A 23,922-nucleotide genomic window follows, 5' to 3' on the forward strand; every position below is an offset into this window, starting at 1 on the left:
CGCGCCGTCAGCGCCGCAGGCCGCCGATCCAGGCGGTGAGCGGCTCGACGAACGCCGCCCAGGTCCGGGCCCAGACGGTTCCGGACCGCCCCCCGTCCGGGGGGCCGGCGGCCATCAGCGATGCCACGAAGGCGTCTTCCTGGGCCTTGCATTCGTCGAGGGCGTTGCGCTCGTCCCCGGCCCGGCTCTGGCCGGGCGGCTGGTGCGCGTAGGCCTCGCGCAGGCATCGGTGCCAGGCCAGTTCGAGCGCCCGCGGCTCGGTCGGCGCAGCCGCCATCGCGGCCGACCCGATGTCGACCAGGACGAACATCGTGAGGAGGCTGAGCACGGGCATGCGCATGCCGCCTCTATGCCTGATTCGGCCGTCCCCTGCCTAGAACGAACGAGCAACAGGTCCGGTGTCGGACGCCGCTTTGATCGGGCCCAGCACCAAGTGGTTGATGTCGCGCTAAATCGTTCAACCAAGGGGCGTGAGGACGGCTTTCCCGGTCCTGGCCGCCGAACTGCAACAGCCTCCCGGCCCCGTCCCCTGTATGCGGAGGCGGTCGGGGCGGTGGTGCGGGGCGCGGGATGGGCAAGCGGGTGCTGACCCTGGTGCGGATCGCGGCCTGGATCCTGGTGGCGGCAATCGTCGCCATCACGCTGGTGCCGATCGGATTGCGCCCGGTGGTGACGGCGGATCCCGGCATCGAGCGGGCAGCCGCCTACGCGCTCACCTTCCTGCTCCTGACCTTCGGTTATCCGCGCCGCTGGCCCTGGATCCTGATCGCGGCCGTGCTCCTGGCCGGCGGGCTGGAAGCCGGACAGACCTTGACCGGCACGCGTCACGGCCGCGTCGACGACTTCCTGGTGAAGGCGGCTTCCGCCGTCGCGGGCGGCCTCGTCGGGCTCGTCCTAGCGGCCTGGACAGCCCGTCGGCTGCCGGCGCGCGCCGGTGGCTGAGCCGGAAACCGCCGAGCTTCCGGGGCGTTATCGTTCCGGACTCTCATGCGAGGTGCTGCCATGTTCGGCGCGGGCAAGCTCACGGGGCGGTTCTGGTTTCGGAGAACGTGGACGGGCAAGCTGGTCCTGCTCGTCGAGGAAGAGAAGCCGCGGTGGTTCAGCCGCAAACATCTGAGCAAGCTGCGATGGCGCGATGCCCGGCTCCTCGATCTGGCCGAGGCGCCGATGCGCACGCTGATGACCCTGGAACGCACCTATCGGGCGGAATATGGGTCCGGCCCGGCGCTGCAGGCGGCCGTGCCGTCCGTCGGGCGCGGGGCGATCGCGACGCCGATCGGACGGGCGGCCAGCGCCTGAGCGGTGCCGCCTCTGAAAGGGCGCGGGCCGAGCGTGAAGGGCAGACTCGGCCCGCCTGCCGTTCGGCTTCGTACCCCTCGAAGCCGCAGCGACGCCTTCAAAGACCACGTCAGCGTTAAGACTTCCTGAACGGCGCCGCCCCGTTGCCGGCCGCCGTCGGCACCCTGCGCCGCCGCACCCGATCTGCCGCGACGGCGTCACCAATTTATGTTGGTATTCAACAGATATATCGGTCGATAACAGAGGCGATCACTTGTTTTTGCCCAGGCAGGTGCTTGACTGGCGGCAGACAGAGCGGTGTTCATCGCGCAGTCCCCCATCGAGAGCCACCCATGGAAGATGAAGCCGGGTTTCCGCAAGACGATCACGTCGACGTCATCGCGCTGACCGCCGACATCGTGTCGGCTTACGTGTCCAACAACTCCGTCCCGATGCTCGAACTGCCGACCCTGCTGTCGCGTGTTCACGAGGCCCTGGCCGCGCTGGGCCAGGCAGGAGCTCCGGCCGAGCCGGAAGCCAAGAAACTCACCCCCGGCCAGGTCCGGAAGTCGATCACGCCCGACGCGCTGATCAGCTTCATCGACGGCAAGCCGTACAAGACCTTGAAGCGGCACCTCACGGGACACGGCCTGACCATCGAGGCGTACCGGGAGCGCTTCGGCCTGCCGCACGATTATCCGACCACGGCGGCCAATTACTCGGCCATGCGGGCGGAATTCGCCCGGACCGCCGGCCTCGGCCACAAGCGCCGGAAGCCGGCCCAGACAGCGGCCGCCGAGCCCGCGGCCTCCGTCGAGGCACCGGCCAAGCGCGCCCGGAAGCCCGCTTAGAGCCTCTCACAAAACTCCCGCCGCACCGTCGCGTGCGAAGGGAGGGCTCCCGGGAACCGGGAGTTTTATGAGGTGCTCTTAGGCCCCGGCCCCGGGCGCGATCGATCGCAGCCTTCACGGCACGCGCGATCGCGCTCAAGTTCCCAAACCAGCGACAAATCGGAAGTCTTCATTCCCCGGCGACTTCCGATCATCGGGCTTTCGCGTTAGATCGGCTGGCCAAGATCGGCGTTCGAACCGACAGGCTGCGAGGAAGCCCGAGATGATCCGCACGCGATGCGCCGCGGCGACGCTCTGATGCCGTCCCGGATTGATCCGGGCGCGTGCGACCGGGTCGCGCCGTCCGACGAATGCTCCGCAGCAGCCTGCCCCTTCGACGTCGACATCTCCGTCGCCGGAGCGCCGAACCGGCGTTCCCGGAGCCCGCGCCTGCACCCGTGAGCGGCCCGGAGACGGCCGCCGCCGAGGAGGATCATCATGGCCGAGTCTGAGATCGAACGGTCGGCAATGCGGCGCATCGGGTGGCGGCTCGTGCCGTTCCTGATCCTCGCCTATTTCGTATCCTTCCTGGACCGGGTGAATGTCGGCTTCGCCGCCATCCAGATGAACCACGATGTCGGGCTGACCGCGACCGTGTTCGGCTGGGGCGCCGGGATCTTCTTCCTCGGCTATTTCCTGATGGAGGTGCCCAGCAACCTGATGCTGGAGCGCTTCGGGGCGCGGATCTGGATCGCCCGGATCATGGCGACTTGGGGCGTCATCTCCATGGCCATGGCGCTGGTGCAGGGGCCGTGGTCGTTCATCGGCCTGCGCTTCCTGCTCGGCGTCGCCGAGGCCGGGTTCTTCCCGGGCGTGATCCTGTACCTGACCTACTGGTTCCCCTCGGCCTACCGGGCGCGGATCGTCGGCATCTTCATGATCTCGATCCCGATCTCGTCGTTCCTGGGCTCGCCGATCTCCGGGGCGCTGCTCGGCCTGAACGGCCTGGGGCTCGCCGGCTGGCAATGGCTGTTCATCCTGGAGGGCCTGCCCGCCGTCCTGATGGCCGGGGCCGTGCTGTGGTTCTTGCCCGACGGGCCGCGGCACGCGGCCTGGCTGCCCCCGGCCGAGCGGGACTGGCTGGACGCGCGCCTGCGGGAGGAATCCGCCCGGAACGCCGCGCGTACCGGCGGGGCGGGCTCGCCGTCGCTCGGGACGATGCTGCGCGACCGGCGCCTGATCCTGTTCGCGGCGATCTATTTCGGCTCGACCGCCAGCAGCTACGGCCTGACCTTCTGGACGCCGCAGATCGTCAAGAGCTACGGCCTGACCAACTTCGAGACCGGCCTCTTGAACAGCATCCCCTACGGCGTCGCCTCCGTGGCGATGATCCTGTGGGGCCGGCACAGCGACCAGGTCGGCGAGCGGCGCTGGCATCTGGCGATCCCGTTCCTGGTCCTGGCCGCCGGGCTCGCCGGCGGCACGGTCCTGACCGGCATCCTGCCGCTGGTCGGCGCGCTGACCGTGGCGGCGGTGGGCGTCTATATGCTCAAGGGGCCGTTCTGGGCCCTGGCCACCGAGGAGCTGCCGCCGGCCGCGGCCGCCGCCAGCATCGCGGCGATCAACGCCGTGGGCAATCTCGGCGGCTTCCTCGGCCCCTACCTGATCGGCGCGATCAAGGACGGCACCGGCAGCTTCACCCTGGCCCTGGTGCCGCTGATCCTGTTCGCCCTGATCTCGGCCGGGCTGTCGCTCGTGCCGGGCCGGGGGCGCACGGCAGCGCCCGCGCCGCGGGCCGCGCCGGCCCGCTGAGGCCCGTCCGGTACCCGGCTTGGTTCCGCGGCGGCCGGCGCAGGGCGGGGTTCGCACCCGGTCCTGGCATCGGACGCCCCTTCGGCTGCCGAATGTGGGACAGCTGGATCTGCGCCGGTCCGCTTCCACGACCGTTCGGAAGGGAAGCGGACCTTGGGACAATGATCGAGCCGGGGTCAGGCGGCGCGGACGCTTTCGAGGAAGCGGGCGACCTCGGTACCGAGATGCTCGGACTGGCGCGACATCTCGGAGGCCGCCGACAGGACCTGACCGGCCGCCGCCCCTGTCTCCTCTGACGCCTATGCCACGCTGGCGATGTTGCCGGTCACCGCATTGGTACCGGACGAGGCCTGAGCCACGTTGCGGACGATCTCCTGCGTCGCCGCACCCTGCTGCTCCACCGCCGGCGATCGAGGTCGCCATGCTGTCGATCTCGCGGATCCGCCCGGTGATTCCGCCGATCGCCGTCACGGCCTGAGCGGTAACACCCTGCACCGCGCTGATCTGGCGGCCGATCTCATCGGTCGCCTTGGCGGTCTGCCCCGCGAGCGCCTTCACTTTGCTCGCCACCACCGCGAAGCCGCGGCCCGCCTCTCCGGCCCGGGCTGCCTCAATCGTGGCGTTGAGCGCCAGGAGGTTGGTCTGGCTGGCGATGGTGGAGATCATGCCCACCATGTCGCCGATGCGGGCCGACATGGCCTGCAACGCCTGAACCAGCTGCACCGTCTGGTCGGCCTCGCCCAACGCCGACTGGGCCAGTCGAGCCGAGCCGGAGACCTGCCGGCTGATCTCCTGGACCGACGAGCCCAGCTCCTCGGCGGCTGCGGCCACGGTGGTGGACTGGGAAGCCGTCTCGGTTGCCGTGGCGGTCATCTGCTGGGCGGTGGCCTGGAGTTCGGTGGCGGAGGACGACACCATCCCGACGATGCCGCCGACCGCGCGCTCGAACCCATCGGCCAGCTCGACCATGGTGCGCTTGCGCTCGGCCGCCGCGGCCGCTTCGGCGCGCCGCTTGACCTCGGCTTCCTCCAAGGCCTTGCGGGCGACCATGGCTTTGATGCCCTCGACCGCCTTGCCCACCGCGCCGATCTCGTCGCCGCGGGCCGCTTCCTTGATGTCCGCGTCGATCTCATCGCCGGCCATGCGCTGGAGCACGCTGACCAGGCCGCCGAGCGGTCGGGCGACCTGCACGACGATCGGGTAGCCACCGTAGGCAATGCTGAGCGCCGCGAGACCGAGCGCGGTCAGCAGGGCGAGGCGCGACCAGCCCGCGGTGGTCTCGGAGCGCTGAAATTCCGCCTCCGCCTCACGGACCTGCAACGTGGTCAGCTTGCCGAGCGTCGCGGTGGCGGCCTGCATACTCGTCAGCAGGTCCGCATACGGCGTCTCGAAATCCGAAGGCCCGCCGGCGGCGAGACGCTCGAGGATTTCGGCCGCGATGCCGCCGTTCCGGTCGATCCGCCCCTGCAGGTCCTTCGCGAGGGCCTCCTCTTCCGGGGTCAGGTAAGTCGCCAGATAGGCCGACCACTGCGTATGCAGGTTCGAGAGGTCCCGTTCGATCCGTTCCTTGTCCTGGCCCGGAGTACAGGCGAAAAGCCAGGTCGTATGTCCATGTACTGAGCCGTATTATTTCAACTAGAAAGCGATCCATCCCGAGCGACGTGCGTGGACTGCCGAAGACCTGAAGATCCGACGACGCGTTCACGGGTCGAGACAGCGCCTCTTTCCGACGGGCTCGGGGCACAGGCGTTGCGCCCGCTTCGGGACGAAAGGCCAAGTCCGGTTGCTACCCGAGCGGCGATCTGCATGGTCAAGGTGATCGGTTCAGATGCCGGAGCTCGCGAGAGACCGGAGCGGGCCGAGGATCCGACGCGTGCCCGGCGGCACGTGGAACCGAAACCGTGGAGTCGCTGGCGTGCGTGCTGGGTCCCGATTGTCCGAACGCTGGTTCAACCTGGCCCTCTGGCTCGTCGCGCTGCTGTTCGCGTGGTTCCTGATCGGGCTGGGCTCCCTGGTCGTCGGCGACCTGCCTCAGGTGGAGCAGCGCTACACGCTGGAGCAGTTCCTCGACTCCGACCAGGCCCGGGCGTCGAGCGAGAGGCTCAAGCAGGTCCGCCGGGAGATGGACGACACGCGGCGCCGGATCGCGCAGGATCGGCTCGCCCTCGAGGCGGCCCAGGGGGCGACCGAGGGCGCCCGCGAGACCTTCGCCAACTGGTTGAAGACCCGGGACGCGACTCAGCGGGTCGACCAGGATCCCGGCCTGATCGCGCGCACGAAGCAGCTCGACGCGCTCAAGGATGCCGAGCGGGCGGTCGAGGACCGGCTGACCACGCTGGCCCGGGCGCAGGCCGACCTGGCCGAGCGGGACCGCGAGCAGGTCCGCACGGAGAACGCCCTGCGCGCCGCGGCCCAGGAGAAGCTCGACGCGGCCGAACGCGGCCAGGAATTGCGGGTGTTCGGATACCGGCTCGCCCTGACCCTGCCGCTGCTGGTGCTCGCCGGCTGGCTGCTGCTCAAGCGGCGCACCACGCGCAACTGGCCGTTCGTCTGGGGCTTCGCCTTCGCCGCCGCCTTCGCGTTCTTCGTCGAGCTGGTCCCGTACATGCCGAGCTACGGCGGCTACGTGCAGTACGGCGTCGGCGTGGCCGTGACCCTGGTCGGCGGGCGGGCGGCGATCAACGCCTTGCACGCCTACCGGGAACGCCAGGCGCAGGTCGAGGCGCGGCCCAACGAGGAGCGCCGCACCGAGATCGCCACCGATCAGGCCCTGGCCCGGCTCGCCAAGAAGGTCTGCCCGGGCTGCGAGCGGCCGGTCGCTCTGGGCGATCCGAACACCAATTTCTGCCCCCATTGCGGGCTCGGCCTGTTCGAGGATTGCCCGGCCTGCACGCAGCGCAAGAGCACCTTCGAGCGGTTCTGCCACGCCTGCGGCACCCCGAGTCCCGGCGCGGTGCTGCCGACGGCGTAGCGCGAAGCCCTCACTCGACGGAGGCCGGCATCGGCCGGCCGGCCACCCGGCTCAGGACGCGCCCGAGCTGCTCGGCGGAATAGGGCTTGTGCAGCAGCTCGAAGCCGTGGGTGCCTTCCTGGGCCAGGACGTGGCTATAGCCGGAGGTCAGCAGCACCGGCAGGTCCGGGAAGCGGCGCGCGAGCTCCTGAGCGAGCGCCAGGCCGCCCATGCCGGGCATGACCACGTCCGAGAACACCACCTCGAACCCGCCGCCATCCGCGCCGAGCCGCTCGAGCGCCGCCTCGGCATTGGCCGCCCAGACGGTCTCGTAGCCGAGATCCTGCAGGATCTGGGTGGCGAACTGGCCGACCTCGACATTGTCTTCGACCACCAGCACCCGCTGCCCCGCGCCGAGCGGCGAGAGCGGCACCGCGGCGCCGTCGGCCGCGTCGGCCGCGCAATCGACCTCGACTTGCGGAAGATACAGGGTGAAGGTCGCCCCCTGCCCCGGGGCGCTGGTCACGTCGACGTTGCCGCCCGATTGCTTGGCGAAGCCGAACACTTGGCTGAGGCCGAGGCCGGTGCCCTTGCCGACCTCCTTGGTGGTGAAGAACGGCTCGAACAGGCGGCCGAGGTCGGCCTCGGCGATCCCCGCGCCGGTATCGGTCAGCGACACCGCCGCGAAGGCGCTGTCCGCCCCGGCATGGCCGCGGATCGCCGGCATGGTGCGCCCGCCGGCCAGCCGCAGGGTCAGCGTCCCCTCCCCGTCCATAGCGTCCCGGGCGTTGACCGCCATGTTCACCAGGGCGGTCTCGAACTGGCTGACATCGGCCCGGATGTAGCAGGGCTCGTCCGGCACCTCGGCGATGACCCGGATCCGGGCGCCGATCACCGTGTCGAGCATCTCGGCGATGCCGCGGACCTTCTGGCCGACATGGAACACCTCGGGCTTGAGCGCCTGCCGGCGCGCGAAGGCGAGGAGCTGGCCGGTGAGCTTGGCGGCCCGGTCGACCGTGTCGGAAACCGCATCGAGGTAGCGGGCCTTGCGCGCCTCCGGCAGCTCGGGCCGGCGCAGGAAGTCCACCGACGAGCGGATGATGGTCAGCAGGTTGTTGAAGTCGTGCGCGACGCCGCCGGTGAGCTGGCCGACCGCTTCCATCTTCTGCGACTGGCGCAGGGCGTCCTCGGCCCGCATCAGCTCGCTGGTCCGCTCGGCGACGCGCTGCTCCAGCGTGTCGGTGAGCGTGCGCAGCATCATGATGGCGCGGTCGCGCTCGGCTTCGACGGCCCGGCGGTCCTCGACGTTGATCAGCACGCCCGGGAAGCTCAGCGGCGTCCCGTCGGGCTTGAGGTCGACCCGGCCATTGGCCTCGATCCAGTAGTATTTCCCGTCGGTGCGCCGCACCCGGTACTGGTGCGCGTAGGCGCCGCCGCGGCCGATCACCTCGTTGATCGCCGCGATCAGCCCCTGGCGGTCCTCCGGATGGACCGTGGCGATCACCTGCTCCAGGCTGAGCCCGACCCGCCCGAGGGCCGGATCCAGGCCGAAGCTGCGGGCGAAGGCCTCGTCCACGGTGAACGTGTCGGCCTGCAGATCCCAGACCCAGGTGCCGATGATCGCGCCGGCCGACAGGGCGAGCTGGATGCGGTCGGCATAGAGCTGGGCCAGCGCCTGGCTCGCCTTCAGCTGCTGCTCGGCCAGCACGCGCTCGGTGGTCTCGACCACGACGGCGATGACCCCGGCCGGCTGCCCCGCCTCGTCGAGCACCGGCGAGTAGTCGAGGTTCATCCAGACCTGCTCGGGCCGGCCGTAGCGGTGCAGGGTGAGTTCCTGGTCCTTGTAAGACAGCGTGCCGCCGGCGAGCCCCACCCGCATGACGTTGTCGTTGAAGTCGGCGACCTCGGGCCAGCCCTCGCGGACCTTCGAGCCGAGCAGTTGCGGGTGCCGCCCGCCCGCAAAGGCCGAGTAGGCATCGTTGTAGATCATGATGCCGTCCGGCCCCCAGAGCAGCACGATCGGCACCGGCGACAGCAGCAGGGTGCTGACCGCGGACCGCAGGCTCTGGGACCAGCCGGTGATCGGGCCGAGGGGCGTGGACGACCAATCGTAGGCCCGGACGATCGCGCCGAGCTCGCCACCCCCGGGAAGGATTGCAGCCGGCATGCTTATCGCCTGCCCGGACCGCGCGGTCGCGCGGCGGCCCCCTGCCCGGCCGGACGGGGCTCACGAGCCGCCGCCCGCGATGCGGGCTTCGGCGGGATCGATACGGGTCCGTGCATAGCCATGGCAGCGGCATCGCCCGTGAGGATAAGTCTTACAAGCATCCGGTCAGCCGTGCCCGCATGTTTTCGTCCAGAGAAGCCGGCCTGAGCCCTGCCTGCCACAGTGCCGATCGACGGCGCCGGACGGGACGGGGATCGACGGATGCCTGGGACGAACGCGGATCCGGGCATTTCGGTCGCAAAACCGGCCGGATGTTCGGCACGACGACTGCGCCGGCGGGGAACGACGCACGGCCTGAACCGTCTTCCCTACACGGAGGCCGCGCTTGCTGGCCGCCGGGCGCGTTCATAGATGCCGGCGATGAGTCTGATCCCCTTCGATAACAGTTACGCCCGCCTGCCGGAGCGTTTCTACGCCCTCCGAGCGCCGACCCCGGTGGCGGCGCCGCGGCTGATCCGGCTCAACCGGGCGCTGGCCGAGGATCTCGGCCTCGACCCGGACTGGCTCGCCGGACCCGAGGGGGTGGCGGCGCTCGCCGGCAACCGGATGCCGGAGGGGGCGACGCCGCTGGCGGCAGCCTATGCCGGGCACCAGTTCGGCCAGTTCGTGCCGCAGCTCGGGGACGGCCGGGCGATCCTGCTCGGCGAGGTGCTCGACCGGACGGGGCAGCGTCGCGACATCCAGCTAAAGGGCTCCGGCCCGACACCGTTCTCCCGGCGGGGCGACGGCCGCGCGGCGCTCGGGCCGGTGCTGCGCGAATACCTCGTCAGCGAGGCGATGGCGGCGCTCGGTATCCCGACCACGCGCGCGCTCGCCGCCGTGGCAACCGGCGAGGCGGTGGCGCGCGAGACGCTGCTGCCGGGGGCCGTGCTGACCCGCGTGGCGGCGAGCCACATCCGGGTCGGGACCTTCCAGTTCTTCTCGGCCCGGGGCGACGTCGAGGGTCTGCGGGCGCTCGCCGACCACGTGATCGCCCGGCACTATCCCGAGGCGGCCGGCGCCGAGAAGCCGTACCGGGCGCTGCTCGAGGGCGTCGTCGCCCGCCAGGCCGCGCTTGTGGCGCGCTGGCTGCTCGTCGGCTTCGTCCATGGGGTGATGAACACCGACAACATGTCGGTGGCCGGCGAGACGATCGATTATGGGCCCTGCGCCTTCCTGGACGCCTACGACCCGCGGACGGTGTTCAGTTCGATCGACCGGAATGGGCGCTACGCCTACGGCGAGCAGCCACGTATCGCCCTGTGGAACCTGACGCGCCTGGCCGAGACCCTGCTGCCGCTCCTGGCTGCGGACGAGACCGAGGCGGTCGCCGAGGCGGAGGCGGCGCTCACCGGCTATGCACCGCGCTTCGAGGCCGCCTATCACAGCGGGCTTAATGCCAAGCTCGGTCTGTCCGATGTCCGGGACGGCGATCCGGCCCTGGCCGGCGACCTGCTCAAGCGGATGGCCGAGAACCAGGCGGACTTCACCCTGACCTTCCGGACCCTCTGCGCCGCTGCCGCACAGCCGGAGGCCGATGCCGCCGTGCGCGACCTGTTCGTGGATCCGACCGCCTACGACGCCTGGGCCTCGGGCTGGCGCGAGCGGCTCGCCCGGGAGGCCCGCGACCCCGCCACGACCGCCGCGGCGATGCGCCGGGTCAACCCGGCCTTCATCCCGCGCAACCATCGCGTCGAGGCGATGATCGCCGCTGCGGTGGAGCACGACGATGTTGCGCTGTTCGAAGAGCTTCTGGCGGTGCTGTCCAAGCCCTACGACGACCAGCCCGCCATGGCGCGCTATTCTGAGCCGCCCGAGGGCGGCGGGGTCGGCTACCGGACGTTCTGCGGCACGTGACCGGCTCGCAAGCACGGCCCGAGTCTCACAGGGTGTGCCTTTCGATCGATGGCCTTGGGCCTGCGATGAGTCGATTGCCGGGCCGGTCCCGGACCGGCTCGCTCCCCAGGATGGGGCGCCGGGCTCCTCGCCCGTTCCCGTGGCGTTGTACGCGGGACCGAACCTCTAGCGTTGCGGCCAGGCATAGATCTCGTGCACGCCGTCCTTGTGCCGGAACCAGTGCACCCGCGTCGCCGGGTTGAAGCCGTGATCCTGATACGAGGCGGCGATCACCGAGACGAGCGCCTGTGCCGCGCGCCGATCCGGGATCTCGTAGGCGAGAAGACGCGGATGATCCCCACCCGCCTGGGTCCGGTCACGAAGAAAGATCGAGTAAGTCTTCATCTCCATCACACCTGACTCGACATGATGCATGAGAGCAGATGCCGAACCAGACGCAATGGTTCATCGGCTGCGGGGATCAAGGTTAACGAATTTTAACAGAAATTCTGATATTTTATTTACCTGGCTGCCGGTGCGGACGTCCCCGGATGCGCGACGGGCCGGAACGACTGGGCGACGACGGCGCTCTGGATTCCCTTCCTAGAATGGTCTACCTGCCGGCCCGGGGCGGTACGTGCCGTCCTGGGGCGTGGAAACCCCTTGTTTGACGGTTTGGTGCCGGCCGAGACGGCACCCGAATCCTTGACCGCGCGGTCGGGGAGCCTGCGACGCATGTCCAGGTGTTCCGGCGCTAAAGGTCGTAGGGACCGTTCAAACACGGTTTTCCAACTCCCCGACTATGGGTGGTTGAGGAGGCTTGTCCGCGGGGACGTACCGCAGACACCCGCCTGTCGGGAGGTAGCCCATGGGCTCCGACGATCCCGCGCTGCGCGCCCGCCAATTGGCCGCCTTGCGGGCGGCCTACGACGCCTGCGCGGGGCTGGCCGACGATCGCACCGGCCGCGGTGCCGCGCTCCACGCCCGGGCGCTGCTGGGCCGAATCCTGGTTCTGCTGGGGGAATTGAAGGAGAGCCCCGGGTCCCGGCGCTGAGGCTCGGCCCGAAGCCTGCGGGATGCTACGCTGGCACGATCGATCCCGGGTCCGACGATGCGCCACGCCATCCCGAAACAGGTTAGACCGCGCCTTCTCGCCCTGGCCGCGGCGCTCGACGCCTTGCTGTTCGGGCGGGCCGCGGAGGCGACTGAGCGCCCGAGCTACGGACAGGACCGGCGCGGCCTCTTCCTGTCCTTTCTCAACGCGCCGCAACCCGGTGAACCGATCGCCCATTCGCCGCGCCTCAGCCTGTCCTTCGGCGGCGAGCCCCGGCCGGTGCTGGTCGATACCGGCTCCACCGGCATCGTCGTCTCGGCCGTCCGCATCCCGAATGTCGAGGCCCTGCCGGGCCGCCCCGGACGCCTGACCTATTCGAGTTCCGGCCGGATCATGATCGGCCGCTGGGTGACGGTGCCGGTGACCCTGTGGGGCGGCGACGGCGCCAGCCTGTCGACGCGGCCGATCCCGGTGCTCGCAGTCGAGCGCATCGCCTGCACCGACAAGGCCCGCCACTGCACAGCCGAGGAGGCGCCGGACCACGTGGCCATGATGGGCATCGGCTTCGGGCGCGAGGATGACAGCCAGGCCCAGAGCACGCCGGACACCAATCCGCTGCTCAATGCCGAGCCGCCGGGCCCCGGCGCGGTCCATCGCGGCTACGTGGTGACGCGGCGGGGCGTGCATGTCGGGCTGACCCGCGCCAACACGCGGGGGCGCTTCCGCTTCCTGAAGCTCGACCCGCATCCGCGCGTCGCCCGGGACTGGCTCGGCGTTCCGGTCTGCATCGCGGTGGACGACCGGGAGCCCGGCGCCTGCGGTCGCGCCCTCATTGATACCGGCGTGACCGGCATGTTCCTGACGCTCCCGCCGGAGCAGGTAGCGGACAGCCTCGACGGGCCCGGCGCGCTCCGGCCCGGGGCGCGGCTGCGCTTCCGCTTCGGCGACGCCGCCGGCTACACGATCGCCAGCGGCGATTCCGCCTCGCCGCTGGCGCCCGAGCGCATCGTCCTGAACACAACCCGGCCGCACCCCTTCGTCAACACCGGGCTGCGCCTGCTCAACGGCTTCGACGTCCTGTACGACGCCGATGGCGGATACTACGCCTTCCGCGGCCGGCGCAGCTTTCCGACCGGCGGCGCGGATTAGGAGCCCCCATGCTGCGCATCGCCCGCCTCGGCCTCCTGCTCCTCGTACCGACCGCCGGCTTCGCGGCGGATTGCACGCAGGCGCCCAACCAGATGGAGGCGAATGCCTGCGCGGCCCAGAGCTTCGCTGAGGCCGATGCCGAGCTGAACCGGCGCTACGCGGCCTTGCGCGACAAGCTCGACGGCAACGGCCGGCACAATCTCGTCGCTGCCCAGCGGGCCTGGATCGCCTTCCGTGACCGCGAATGCGACCTGCGCACCGGCTACGACGCCACCGCGCCGGAGGCCAACGGGACGATCATGCCCCTGCTCCAGGCCGCCTGCCGGACGCAGCTGACCCGCCGGCGCAGCGACGACCTGGCCGCGCAGATCAAGTGCCCGGGCGGCGACCTCGCCTGCACGCCCTGAGACTCCTGGCTCAGATCACCTCGTAGGCGAACAGGAACGCGACGCCGGTGATCCCCACCAGGCCGAGCAGGAAGAAATTGTCGGCCACCTGCTCGAGGAGCCGGCTGAGGCGCGGCCGGGCCTCGAGCCGGGTCGACAGGTAGGACAGGATGGCGCTCAGCAGGAACAGCACCGCGACGATGCCGCTGAAGACGTCGACCTGGCTCGGGCCGGAATAGTGCTCCAGGAGCTTCACCAGGCCGATCAGCGTGGTGCTGATCCCGATCATCGTGCTCGCGGTCGGGAGGATGTGGCGGGCCTTCTCGGGCGCCTTCGCGCCGCCTTCCCCGGCAGGTTCGCTCACCGCTGGTTCCCCCACCCAAACGGCCCGGCGCGGGACGCAAAGCCGCGCGTCATCGACCGGACCCGGACCTCCGGTATGACCGGGAGCGATTGATAACCGGTATGCGCAACTCGCTTCGTCCGCCGGATTTTGCCACGGTCCGGGGCGTTCCCCGGCCGGAGATGCCCCGATCATGCGAAGACTTGCCCAAGCCGTTTGCCTTCTCTTCGCCGGATCGGCCTGGATCGGCGCGCGTGCCGCCGAAGAGCCCGCGACGGGCGGCGCGGCCGACGCAGCCCGGTCCGCGCCGCACCGCGTCGTCTTCGCCTGCCCCGACAATCAACGTCTGATTGCAACCTTCCGGACGGTATCCACCGGGGCGCAAGCCGTGGTCGAGCCGCCGACCGGCCCGAGCGTCACGCTGCCGATCCAGCTCAGCGGTTCAGGCTTCCGCTACGCCGACGCGACCCACGAACTGCGCGGCAAGGGCCAGACCGTGACCTGGACCGACGCGTCCCAGCCTCCGATCGTGTGCACCGCGCCGCTCGCGCGCCCGCTCGGCGCCGCCCCGCGACAGCGGGCCGGCGGAAAGCCTTTGCGTACCAGCACTTCGCTTGCTGCGTGACTTGCTCTCACGCTCACGGCGCGAACCAATCTGGTTCGGATGCACTATCTACAGGGTCTATGACTGAATTTGCACTTAATCCCGATTTAATTTGAGCGGAGCGGTATTTACCGGGCCTCACCAAATGTGGATAATAGAGATACCCAACATGGATCGCGCCTCAGAATAAATACACTGCACCATATTGATATAGGCAGACGCAATGGAACCCAAGGCTGCGAAGCTTGCGATCATAATAAACTGCTACAATTATGAAGAGTACGTCCGTCATTCGATCGCGAGCGTGCTGGCGCAAGATACGACGCAGTGCGAGGTCCTCGTCATCGACGACGGATCGACGGATCGCTCCTGGGAGGCGATCCAGACATTCGGCGTTCGCGCGTTCCGGAAAGAGAATGGCGGCCAGGTGAGCGCCTGCCGATACGGCGTCGCGAAGACGAACGCGCCGTTCATCTTGTTTCTGGACGCGGATGACGAACTCGTACCGGGCGCGATACAGACGATCATCCGGCACCTCGACGCGAACGTCGCGAAGATTCAGTTCCCTCTTCTACGGATCGACGACACCGGCTCCGATCTGGGCTCGGCCTTCCCGAAGCTCGCGAATGCCCGCGATCGCGCCTCCTTCGTCGCATCCGTCGAGAAGGCCGGCACCTACATCTCGCCTCCGACCTCCGGCAACGTGTTCCGCAGGGACCTATGCGCGCTTCTGGATGACGCGCATTACGATTCCGCGGTGGACGGCGTCATGCTGCTGGCCGCGCCGTTCTACGGCGACATCATCAGTCTCGCCGAGCCGCTCGGCCGCTATCGCCTGCACAGCAAGAACAAGTCCGGGACCAACCAGCTGCCGACGACGCCGCTGCTGCGGCGACAGCAGAAACGGTTTGCCGATCGAGTTTCCCACCTCAAACAGGCGCTGAACGACCAGGGCGTTGCCCGCGATATCGGCAATCCGACCGATATGTACGTCTATCTCCGCTACGGCAATTACTGCGATATCTTGGATCACAAGCGCATCACCTGGACGACCTTCGTTCGCACCGTCAATGCCCTTCCGGCCTGGTATGGGCCGGCACGGCGCGTCTCGGTCGTCCTGTTTCTGCTGGCGAGCATCGTCCTTCCGGTCCACACGGTCCGATCGATCCTGGAGGCGCGCCTGACCCGGAACTGGAAACCGGTGGTGGCGAGCCTGCGCACGCTGGGCATGGCCCGGTCCGGCTGACGGCGCACCGCCCGGTTATCGGCGCCACTGATGGCGGCGGACAACGCGCCATGACCAGCATGTCTCGATGGAAAGCTGTATCCGAATATCGGATACTGACGCGATAGTCGTTCTCAGCCTGTTTTCCGGCGGGACCGAACCATGATTGGATGCGCAGCCCGGCACGACGTCGCCTCGCGAGACCATTCAAGTTCGATGCCTGGGTGCGGCCCGAACTATGCTTCCTGGCCGTCCCGGGGCATCATGATCTGCATGTTGGACGCGCGACGAATCTTCGATCGGGGAACCAGGCTCGGGATCGGACCGGGGGGCGAGCGGCGTGGTACCCGACGATCCCGCGGCGCGTACCGGTCTTCGGTGGCCCGTTAGGATGGGCGCATCTCCCTCCCGGCCGCGCGACGTGGTCGTCATCGGCGCGGGCATCATCGGCGTGTCCGCAGCGCTGGCCCTGCGCGCCCGGGGCCTGTCGGTCACGGTGCTGGACCGCGAGGGCCCGGCGGCCGGGGCGAGCGCCGGCAATGCCGGAGCCTTCGCGTTCTCCGACATCCTGCCGCTGGCTTCGCCGGGCATCCTCCGGAAGGCGCCGCGCTGGCTGCTCGACCCGCTCGGGCCGCTCTCGGTGCCGCCGGCCTACGCGCCGCGGATCCTGCCCTGGATGCTGCGCTTCTGGCGGGCCTGCGCGCCCGAGCGGGTCCGCCGGGCGACGGCAGCCCAGACCGCGCTCATGGATTTTTCGCGGGCTGTGCTGGAACCGTTTCTCGACGCCACGGGCACCCGGGCGATGCTGCGCAAGGACGGCAATCTCCAGGTCTACGAGGGGCAGGCCGAGTTCGAGGCCGCGCTGCCGGGCTGGCAGGTGCGGGCCGATCACGGCATCGCCTTCACGCATCTCGACGCCGCCGGCATGGCGGCGCTCCAGCCCGGCCTGTCGCCGCGCTTCACGCACGGGACGTTCACCCCGGGCTGGTTCTCGATCGCCGACCCGAAGGATTACGTGCTCGCCCTGGCCGAGTGCCTGCAAGCGGAGGGCGGCACGATCGAGCGCGCCGCCGTGACGGCGCTCCGGCCCGCTGACGACGGCGTCGCCCTTGTGACGGAGGCCGGGACCCGCCGGGCCGCGCAGGTCGTGGTCGCGGCCGGGGCGTTCTCGCACCGGATCACCCGCAGCCTCGGCGAGCGGATCCCGCTGGAGACCGAGCGCGGCTACAACACGACACTGCCCGCAGGCGCCCTCGACCTGCGCACACAGGTCACCTTCGGCGGCCACGGCTTCGTGGTCACCCGCCTGTCGTCCGGCATCCGGGTCGGCGGCGCGGTGGAGCTCGGCGGCCTCGATCGGCCGCCGGATTTCCGGCGCTCGGCGGCGATGCTGCGCAAGGCGAAGGAATTCCTGCCGGGCCTGGACATTGAGGGCGGCCGGCCCTGGATGGGCTTCCGGCCGTCCCTCCCCGATTCCCTGCCGGCGATCGGCCATGCCGCGGCCACCCGCCGGATCGTCTACGCCTTCGGGCACGGCCATCTCGGGCTGACCCAGTCGGCCGGCACGGCCCGCCTCGTCGCCGACCTCGTCACCGGCGCGGCGCCGGCGATCGACCTGGCGCCGTTCTCGCCCCAGCGCTTCCGATAAAGCTTCCACGATGGCGAACCACACCTTCTCGTGCCTCGACGGCCATACCTGCGGCAACCCGGTCCGCCTGGTCTCGGGCGGCGGCCCGATCCTCGAGGGCCAGACCATGCTGGAGAAGCGCGCCCATTTCCTGCGCGCCTTCGACTGGATTCGCACCGGGCTGATGTTCGAGCCCCGGGGCCACGACATGATGTCGGGCGCGATCCTGTATCCGCCGACCCGGCCCGATTGCGACGTGGCGGTGCTGTTCATCGAGACCAGCGGCTGCCTGCCGATGTGCGGCCACGGCACGATCGGCACGGTCACGATGGCGATCGAGAACGGCCTGGTCACCCCGCGCGAGCCGGGCAAGCTCGCCATCGACGCGCCGGCCGGCAAGGTGGAGGTGACCTACCGGCAGGAGGGCCGCTTCGTGGAGGAGGTGCGGCTGCGCAACGTGCCGGGTTTCCTCCATGCCGAGGGGCTGACCGCACAGGTCGAGGGCTTCGGCGAGATCGTGGTGGATGTCGCCTATGGCGGCAACTTCTACGCCATCGTCGAGCCGCAGAAGAGCTTCCGGGACATGGCCGACCATTCCGCCGGCGCGCTCATCGCCCTGTCACCGCGCCTGCGGGCGGCGCTCAACGCCCAATACGACTTCGTCCACCCGGAGCATCCGGAGATCCGGGGCCTGTCCCACATCCTCTGGACCGGCGCGCCGCGCCATCCCGAGGCCCAGGCCCGCAACGCCGTGTTCTACGGCGACAAGGCGATCGACCGCTCGCCCTGCGGCACCGGCACCTCGGCCCGGATGGCGCAGCTCGCCGCCAAGGGCCGGCTCGCGGTGGGCGACGCCTTCGTGCACGAATCGATCATCGGCTCGCTGTTCCACGGCCGGGTCGAGGCCGCGACCACGGTGGCCGGCAAGCCCGCGATCGTGCCCTCGGTGGCCGGCTGGGCGCGCCAGACCGGGATCAACACGATCTTCATCGACGACCGCGATCCGTTCGCGCACGGGTTCGTGGTGGCGTAGCGCGTCCGTTGCCCGGATGCGCGTCCGGCCTCACTGGGTCAGGGTGCGCAGCTCGCCGCGGGCGAGACCGGTCAGGGTCCGGACGAGCAGCCACAGGATCACCAGCGTCGCCAGCCCCAGAAGCACCAGGGCGGTGCCGTCGGCGAGCGCGCCCGGCCGCGCCGCCGCGATACGCAGGGACGCGACCGCCGCGGCGGCGAGCGGGAAGCTCACCGCCCACCAGGCGACCCGGAACGGGCAGGCCTGGACGAGCCGGGCGAGCTTGGGCAGCAGCACCGCCAGCAGGAACAGCGCGACGGTGTAGAGCGCCTCCGCGAACAGGTCGATCGTCCCGGTGGTCGTCACATAGGTCGAGAATCCGACCGCGAAGGGAGCGATCAGGATCAGCAGAGCCGGCTGGAGCGCCACCGGAAGCGGCGCCTCGAACAGCAGCCGCGACAGGATCAGCGTGAACAGCGGCACCGCGAAGAACAGGCCGACCGCGAGCCCGAACATCATGACCGCATGCATCGGCGGCAGGCCCAGCCCCGGCAGGGCGAGCGGCACGTCGAGCAGGCCGACCACCGGGACGATCCAGGCCGGCGTCGCGTGCGCCGCCTGCTGGCGCTCGCTCAGCCAGCGGGTCACGATCAGCCAGGCGAACACGGTCATGCCGACGGCGCCCAGGACCCACAGGATCTGCGCGGCGAGGAGGTTGGCCCGCGCCAGCGGGATGGGCAGGAGCAGCAGGCTGATCAGCGGCGTTCCAAATAGGTTGCCGGCGACCGGATGGAAGAACTCGGCGCGCACCGCCTGCGGGGCGATGGCGGCCTTCACGGCGTAGCCCGCCGCGATCGCCACGAAGGCGGCGAGCGCCACCCATCCCAGGACGTCGGCGATCCAGGCCGGCGCCGCGTAGCGGGCCTGGGCCAGGCTCCAGGCGACGCTGAGGCCGGTCAAGCCCATCACGGCGGCGAACAGGCCGACCGGCAGCACTTCGAGCTGCCGCCAGCCCACCGGGGTGGCCGGCGGGGCCTCGGGGGCCTTGTGCGCGGTCAGGGCGGCCTCGGACGGTTCGGCGATCCGCTCGGCCCGGTCGACCACATCCAGCATCGGCTGACTCCCTTTCCAGGCCGGCCACCCCGTCGGGTGCCGGCCGTCACGGGGGCGCGCAAGACGGCGCGTGCCCCCTTCCCCGCCCGAGCGCCCGGGCGGTCCCGCAAACCGCCGTCAGGCCGCGGAGAGCTTGGTGTTGGCGATCGGCAGGGCGCGGATCCGCTGCCCGGTCAGGGCCGCCACGGCGTTCAGCACGGCGGGCGGCACGCCGGGCAGGCCCGGCTCGCCGACGCCGCCCATCGGGGCGCCGCTCTCGACGATGCGCACATGGACCGCCGGCATGTGCTCCCGGCGCAGGATCGGGTAGGTGTCGAAGTTCTGCGCCTGGCGCACGCCGTCGCGGTAGACGATCTGCTCGAACAGCACCGAGGAGAGGCCCAGGGCGGCGGCCGACTCGACCTGTGCCCGCACGATCGCCGGGTTGACCACGCTGCCGGGATCGAACGCGATCCACAGGGTGTGGACCCGGGCCTCGCCGCCCTCGACCGAGACCTCGGCGATCGTGGCCGTCTCCGACCCGAAGGGCGAGGCCATGGCGAGGCCCCGGGCGCGCATGCCGCCCTCGGCCGCATAGGGGCCGCGCCGCCAGCCCCCGGACATCTCCGCCACCGCCGCGAGCAGCGCCAGGTGGCGCGGGCTGTCCTTGAGGAGCGCCTGGCGCAGCGCGAACGGGTCCTGGCCGCCCGCCTGTGCGATCTCGTCGAGGAAGCTCTCGTAGAACGCGTCGTTCATCGAGTGGCCGACGGAGCGCCAGAACGCGATCGTGACCGGGTGGGCGAGCTTGGTGAAGGTCATCCGCCGGTTCGGGATGGCGTAGGGCTTCTCGACGATCCCCTCCACGGCCGAGGAATCGACCGGGTTCTTGAACAGCGCGCCGAAATAGCGCCCGATCGGCCCCTCGCCGACGGTGCGGACCTCGATGGCGCTGGGCCGCCCCTGGGCGTCGAGGGCGGCGCGGAAACGGCTGTAGCTGAGCGGGCGCAGGGCGTCGGAGCGGAACTCCTCCTCGCGCGACCACAGCACCTTCACCGGGCGCCGGGTCGCCTGCGCGAGGCGGATCGCCTGCGGGAACGGGTTGCCGGGCCCGTAGGCGAAGTGGCGGCCGAAGAAGCCGCCGAGCATCGGCGAGTGGATCCGCACCTGGGCGGGCTGCAGGCCGGCCACCTGCGCCGCGATCGCCTGGAACAGCTCCGGCATCTGGTTGGGCAGCCAGAGGTCGAGCGTCCCGTCCTCGGAAAAGCGTGCCAGCGCCGAGGGCGGCTCGAGCTGGGCATGGGCGAGATAGGGCGCCTCGTATTCCGCCTCGATCACCTTGGCGGCCTTGGCGAAGGCGCCGGCCGTGTCGCCCACCGCCTCGGCGGGGAGGCCCTGACCGGTGGAGGCCTTGAGCGCCGCCACCATCCCGTCGGACGAGAAGTCGGCCGCCACCGTGTCGAGGCCGCTGGGCTTGGGCGCCGACCAGCGCACGCCGAGCGCCTCGACCGCCTTGCGGGCCCGCCACCAGCTGTCGGCCGCGACCGCGACGGCGCCCGGCAGGCGGTGCACCGAATGGACGCCCGGCATCGCCCGGATCTCGGCCTCGTTGGTGAGCGCCTCCGGCTCGGTGCCGAGATGCGGCGCGTGCTGCACGGCGGCGTAGAGCATGCCGTCGAGCGTCTGGTCGATCGCGTAGACCGCCCGTCCCGTCGCCTTGTCGTGCACGTCGAGCCGCGGGACCGGCTGGCGGATGTACCGGAAGGTCGACGGATCGCGCAGCTCCACGGCCTCGTTCGGCTTCAGCAGCAGGGCGTCGGCCGCGAGATCGCCGTAGGGCAGCGACCGGTTGGTCGCCGCATGGATCACGGTTCCGTCGCGGGTGGTGAGCTCGGCTTCCTGGACCTTAAGCCGGGCGGCGGCGGCGCGGATCAGCATGTCGCGGGCGGTCGCCCCGAGCCGGCGCATGACCGCGTAGCTCGACCGGGTCGAGAAGCTGCCGCCGGTCATGCGCAGGCCGTTCACCACGGCGTAGTCAGGGCCCGGCGGCGCGCATTCCACGACGAAGCGTGCGGGCGGCACGTCGAGTTCCTCGCCGACGATCTGCGCCATGCCGGTGGCGATGCCCTGGCCACCCTCGACGAAGGGGCTGAGCAGCTTGACGGTGCCGTCCGGGTGGATCTCCAGGAAGGCGGCGACCCGGGTGCCGGGCTTGGGCGCGATCGCGCCCGCGCCCTCCGCGGGGCCCTGCGCCTGGGCGTGGGCGCTGCGGCCCGGCAGGGCCACGCTGAGCACCAGGGCGCTGCCGGCGGCCGCCAGGAAGCCGCGCCGCGACGCCCCCTGGGCCCCGTCCCGCGCGGGTGGTTCGACCACGGTCACGGCGTCCGCGCGGGCCTTTGTGAGAAACTGGTCCATGCCGCTCTCCTCAGGCTGCGGCCTGCCGCACGGCGGCGGCGATGGCGTTGTAGGTCCCGCAGCGGCACAGGTTGGTCATCGCGTCGGCGATGTCGGCATCGGTGGGGTGCGGCGTCTGCTGCAGCAGCGCGGTCGCGGCCATGACCTGGCCCGACTGGCAATAGCCGCATTGGGGTACCTGCAGCGCCACCCAGGCGGCCACGACCTTCCGGCCGACCGCGTCCTGCTCGACCGCCTCGATCGTCGCGACGGATTGCGTGCCGACGCTCTCGATCGGGATCTGGCAGGAGCGCGTCGCCTGGCCGTCGAGCAGCACCGTGCAGGCGCCGCATTGGCCGATGCCGCAGCCGTACTTGGTGCCGGTCAGGCCGAGCGTATCGCGCAGGACGAACAGTAATGGCGTGTCGGGCTCGGCATCGATTGCATGCTGGCGACCATTGATTGTCAGGCTCACCATGATTGCGTCCGTCCGAATATCAGCAAGGGCCTGCGCCCTGCTTAAGCATGGCCGTGCCCGCCGCCTACGCCATAAAGGCCACGTTTTCGGACACGGCCCGCGCACCGCCCGCGAGCTGGGTCCGCCTCACATGACGGCGAGCGGCCCGGCGGCTTGCCGGATCGCCCGGGGGACCTCGCCGTAGACTCGCAGGAAGGACCGGCGCATCCGCTCGCGGTTGGCGAAACCGACCGCCTGGGCGATCTCCTCCAGGGGCAGCCGGCTCTCCTCCAGCATCAGCTTGGCCGCCTCGACCCGGATCGTCTCGACGGCCTTGGCCGGCGAGGTCCCAGTCTCGGCCCGGAACAGCCGCGTCAGCTGGCGCGGGCTCAGGCAGGCCACCGCCGCCAGATCCTCGGCGGTCAGGGGCTTGCGCAGGTTGCGGCGCGCATAGGCCAGGACGGTCTGGATCCGATCGGTGGGCGGGTCGACCTCGAGCAGGGCCGAGCGTTGCGCCTGGCCGCCGGACCGGCGCCGCTCCATCACCAGCCCGCGGGCCACGGAGGTGGCAAGGTCCCGGCCGTGGTCGCGCTCGACCATGCCGACCGCGAGATCGAGCGCCGCCGACATGCCCGCGGAGGTCCAGATGTTGTCATCGGCGATGTAGATCTTGTCGACATCGAGCTTGCACGCGGGATAGCGCGCACGGAACTGGGGCGCGAAGTACCAGTGGGTCGTGGCGCGCCGCCCGTCGAGCAGGCCGGCATCGGCCAGGATGAAGGCCCCCAGGCACAGGCCGGCGAGCCGGCGGGTCGATTGCGCGGCGGCGCGGATATAGGCGGCAAGCCCCGGCGCCGTCGTCGGGATGCCGACGCCGGCCGCGACCAGGATCGTGTCGAAGGCGTCCGGCTCGGCCACGGGCTCGGTGGCGACGTCGGCGCCCAGGCCGGCCCGGAGCCGGCCGCCCTGCTCCGACAGGAGGCGGACGTCATAGAGCCGCTCGCCGGCGTACCAATTCGCCATCGCGAACGGCGAGGTCACGGCCAGGCCCATGAAGTCGAAATCGGGGCAGAGGACGAGGCCGACGCGACGGGCCGCTGCCATGAAGAACCGCTCCGCTCCACCCCGATAAGAGCGGCTGTATTAGCATTCCTTCCGGGAGGGCGCGACGCGCAGAAGCACATCCCGTCGCGCGGTGCGGGTTGTGCAACGGATACCGATCGATCGCGACGCAAACCTGGCTCGGTACTCGGGACCGAATCCGCGTGCAGACGAGCCTCCGGCGGCCCGGGCCCGTGAACCTGCGGCGCGCCGGATCTCCGCGACCGGCGCGCCGGGATTCGGCTCAGTGCAGCAGGAAGTCCCCGGAGACCGCGCGCAATTCAGCCGGCTTCACGAGCTGACAATGCATGACCGTCACGGAATGCACGGGACCGTCGAGCTGCGCCTGCCAGAACGCCAGGAACTTCTTCAGCTCGGGAAGATCGGGGAACAGATCCAGCTGCTGCCAGATGAAGGTCTGGAGCAGGTTCGGGTAATCGGGGAGATGATAAAGGATTTCCGCCGTCGTCAGGCTGTAGCCTTCGATCCAGGTGGGAAGCTTTTTCAAGGTCGCCATCACCCAACTCACGCAAGCCGGTTGACCGAAGCCGTACGCTAACCCGGGCCGT

22 protein-coding genes and 1 pseudogene are annotated in these 23,922 nt (G+C 70.4%); 13 read left to right on the forward strand and 10 right to left on the reverse strand.

Annotated features, from left to right (window positions below; genetic code table 11):
• Window positions 1-7: 7 nt before the first annotated feature.
• Window positions 8-340, reverse strand: a complete 333-nt coding sequence (locus AKJ13_RS12805; RefSeq protein ID WP_050733687.1) for a hypothetical protein — start codon at window positions 338-340, stop codon at window positions 8-10.
• A gap of 230 nt (window positions 341-570) precedes the next feature.
• Here AKJ13_RS12805 and AKJ13_RS12810 point away from each other — a divergent pair, with 230 nt between their 5' ends.
• The 4 genes from AKJ13_RS12810 (at window position 571) to AKJ13_RS12825 (ending at window position 3,920) form a co-directional block, all read left to right on the forward strand.
• Window positions 571-942, forward strand: a complete 372-nt coding sequence (locus AKJ13_RS12810; protein WP_200905624.1) for a hypothetical protein — start codon at window positions 571-573, stop codon at window positions 940-942.
• A gap of 60 nt (window positions 943-1,002) precedes the next feature.
• Entirely contained in the window at window positions 1,003-1,299 is a 297-nt protein-coding gene (locus tag AKJ13_RS12815; protein WP_050733688.1) for a hypothetical protein, read from the forward strand.
• Between the two features lie 332 nt (window positions 1,300-1,631).
• Entirely contained in the window at window positions 1,632-2,129 is a 498-nt protein-coding gene (locus tag AKJ13_RS12820; RefSeq protein WP_050733689.1) for a MucR family transcriptional regulator, read from the forward strand.
• A gap of 477 nt (window positions 2,130-2,606) precedes the next feature.
• The gene (locus AKJ13_RS12825) at window positions 2,607-3,920 is read left to right on the forward strand and encodes an MFS transporter (RefSeq protein ID WP_050733690.1); all 1,314 of its coding nucleotides are present in this window, start codon (window positions 2,607-2,609) and stop codon (window positions 3,918-3,920) included.
• A gap of 176 nt (window positions 3,921-4,096) precedes the next feature.
• Here the strand turns inward: AKJ13_RS12825 and AKJ13_RS12830 are convergent.
• Window positions 4,097-5,480: pseudogene (locus AKJ13_RS12830) on the reverse strand (methyl-accepting chemotaxis protein).
• A gap of 355 nt (window positions 5,481-5,835) precedes the next feature.
• On the opposite strand from AKJ13_RS12830, the gene AKJ13_RS12835 reads away from it, so the two are divergent.
• On the forward strand, window positions 5,836-6,891 hold the full coding sequence (locus AKJ13_RS12835; RefSeq protein ID WP_050733691.1) for a zinc ribbon domain-containing protein: 1,056 nt from the start codon (window positions 5,836-5,838) through the stop codon (window positions 6,889-6,891).
• Window positions 6,892-6,901: 10 nt separating this feature from the next.
• Here the strand turns inward: AKJ13_RS12835 and AKJ13_RS12840 are convergent, their stop codons facing one another.
• Window positions 6,902-9,037 carry an ATP-binding protein gene (locus AKJ13_RS12840; RefSeq protein WP_050733692.1) on the reverse strand — a complete coding sequence of 712 codons (2,136 nt, stop codon included), beginning with the start codon at window positions 9,035-9,037 and terminating at the stop codon, window positions 6,902-6,904.
• A 420-nt stretch (window positions 9,038-9,457) separates the two neighbouring features.
• Here AKJ13_RS12840 and AKJ13_RS12845 point away from each other — a divergent pair, with 420 nt between their 5' ends.
• The gene (locus AKJ13_RS12845) at window positions 9,458-10,933 is read left to right on the forward strand and encodes a protein adenylyltransferase SelO (RefSeq protein ID WP_050733750.1); all 1,476 of its coding nucleotides are present in this window, start codon (window positions 9,458-9,460) and stop codon (window positions 10,931-10,933) included.
• Window positions 10,934-11,098: 165 nt separating this feature from the next.
• Here the strand turns inward: AKJ13_RS12845 and AKJ13_RS12850 are convergent, their stop codons facing one another.
• Entirely contained in the window at window positions 11,099-11,323 is a 225-nt protein-coding gene (locus AKJ13_RS12850; RefSeq protein WP_050733693.1) for a hypothetical protein, read from the reverse strand.
• Window positions 11,324-11,780: 457 nt separating this feature from the next.
• Here AKJ13_RS12850 and AKJ13_RS12855 point away from each other — a divergent pair, with 457 nt between their 5' ends.
• From AKJ13_RS12855 to AKJ13_RS12865, 3 genes are read left to right on the forward strand one after another with little or no spacing between them, the layout of a single operon-like run.
• The gene (locus tag AKJ13_RS12855) at window positions 11,781-11,966 is read left to right on the forward strand and encodes a hypothetical protein (RefSeq protein WP_050733694.1); all 186 of its coding nucleotides are present in this window, start codon (window positions 11,781-11,783) and stop codon (window positions 11,964-11,966) included.
• 57 nt (window positions 11,967-12,023) lie between these two features.
• Window positions 12,024-13,115 (forward strand): hypothetical protein, encoded by a 1,092-nt coding sequence (locus tag AKJ13_RS30375; protein ID WP_050733695.1) that lies wholly within the window; start codon window positions 12,024-12,026, stop codon window positions 13,113-13,115.
• 8 nt (window positions 13,116-13,123) lie between these two features.
• The gene (locus AKJ13_RS12865) at window positions 13,124-13,522 is read left to right on the forward strand and encodes a lysozyme inhibitor LprI family protein (protein ID WP_050733696.1); all 399 of its coding nucleotides are present in this window, start codon (window positions 13,124-13,126) and stop codon (window positions 13,520-13,522) included.
• Between the two features lie 10 nt (window positions 13,523-13,532).
• On the opposite strand, the gene AKJ13_RS12870 is transcribed toward AKJ13_RS12865, so the two are convergent.
• Complete coding sequence (locus tag AKJ13_RS12870) at window positions 13,533-13,865, reverse strand: hypothetical protein (protein ID WP_050733697.1); 333 nt, start codon at window positions 13,863-13,865, stop codon at window positions 13,533-13,535.
• 172 nt (window positions 13,866-14,037) lie between these two features.
• Between AKJ13_RS12870 and AKJ13_RS12875 the strand changes: the two genes are divergently transcribed.
• The 4 genes from AKJ13_RS12875 to AKJ13_RS12890 all read left to right on the forward strand — a co-directional run bounded on the left by AKJ13_RS12875 (window position 14,038) and on the right by AKJ13_RS12890 (window position 18,333).
• Window positions 14,038-14,469: an MliC family protein gene (locus AKJ13_RS12875; protein WP_050733698.1), complete on the forward strand. Its 432-nt coding sequence runs from the start codon at window positions 14,038-14,040 to the stop codon at window positions 14,467-14,469.
• A 202-nt stretch (window positions 14,470-14,671) separates the two neighbouring features.
• Window positions 14,672-15,694, forward strand: coding sequence for a glycosyltransferase family A protein (locus AKJ13_RS12880; RefSeq protein WP_050733699.1), 1,023 nt, complete (start codon window positions 14,672-14,674; stop codon window positions 15,692-15,694).
• Window positions 15,695-16,064: 370 nt separating this feature from the next.
• Window positions 16,065-17,321: an FAD-dependent oxidoreductase gene (locus tag AKJ13_RS12885; protein ID WP_050733700.1), complete on the forward strand. Its 1,257-nt coding sequence runs from the start codon at window positions 16,065-16,067 to the stop codon at window positions 17,319-17,321.
• A 10-nt stretch (window positions 17,322-17,331) separates the two neighbouring features.
• Window positions 17,332-18,333 carry a 4-hydroxyproline epimerase gene (locus AKJ13_RS12890; RefSeq protein ID WP_050733701.1) on the forward strand — a complete coding sequence of 334 codons (1,002 nt, stop codon included), beginning with the start codon at window positions 17,332-17,334 and terminating at the stop codon, window positions 18,331-18,333.
• 30 nt (window positions 18,334-18,363) lie between these two features.
• On the opposite strand, the gene AKJ13_RS12895 is transcribed toward AKJ13_RS12890, so the two are convergent.
• The 5 genes from AKJ13_RS12895 to AKJ13_RS12915 form a co-directional block, all read right to left on the reverse strand.
• Entirely contained in the window at window positions 18,364-19,425 is a 1,062-nt protein-coding gene (locus AKJ13_RS12895) for an SLAC1 anion channel family protein (RefSeq protein WP_244471591.1), read from the reverse strand.
• Between the two features lie 117 nt (window positions 19,426-19,542).
• A complete protein-coding gene (locus AKJ13_RS12900; RefSeq protein WP_050733702.1) occupies window positions 19,543-21,816 on the reverse strand; it encodes a xanthine dehydrogenase family protein molybdopterin-binding subunit in 2,274 nt (757 codons plus the stop codon).
• Window positions 21,817-21,826: 10 nt separating this feature from the next.
• Window positions 21,827-22,273, reverse strand: a complete 447-nt coding sequence (locus AKJ13_RS12905) for a (2Fe-2S)-binding protein (RefSeq protein WP_050733703.1) — start codon at window positions 22,271-22,273, stop codon at window positions 21,827-21,829.
• Between the two features lie 126 nt (window positions 22,274-22,399).
• Complete coding sequence (locus tag AKJ13_RS12910; protein WP_050733704.1) at window positions 22,400-23,356, reverse strand: GlxA family transcriptional regulator; 957 nt, start codon at window positions 23,354-23,356, stop codon at window positions 22,400-22,402.
• Window positions 23,357-23,597: 241 nt separating this feature from the next.
• Window positions 23,598-23,870: a protein usg gene (locus AKJ13_RS12915; protein WP_007564551.1), complete on the reverse strand. Its 273-nt coding sequence runs from the start codon at window positions 23,868-23,870 to the stop codon at window positions 23,598-23,600.
• Window positions 23,871-23,922 lie beyond the last annotated feature (52 nt).

The organism is Methylobacterium sp. ARG-1, from assembly GCF_001262595.1.
GTDB classification, from domain to species: Bacteria; Pseudomonadota; Alphaproteobacteria; order Rhizobiales; family Beijerinckiaceae; genus Methylobacterium; species Methylobacterium brachiatum.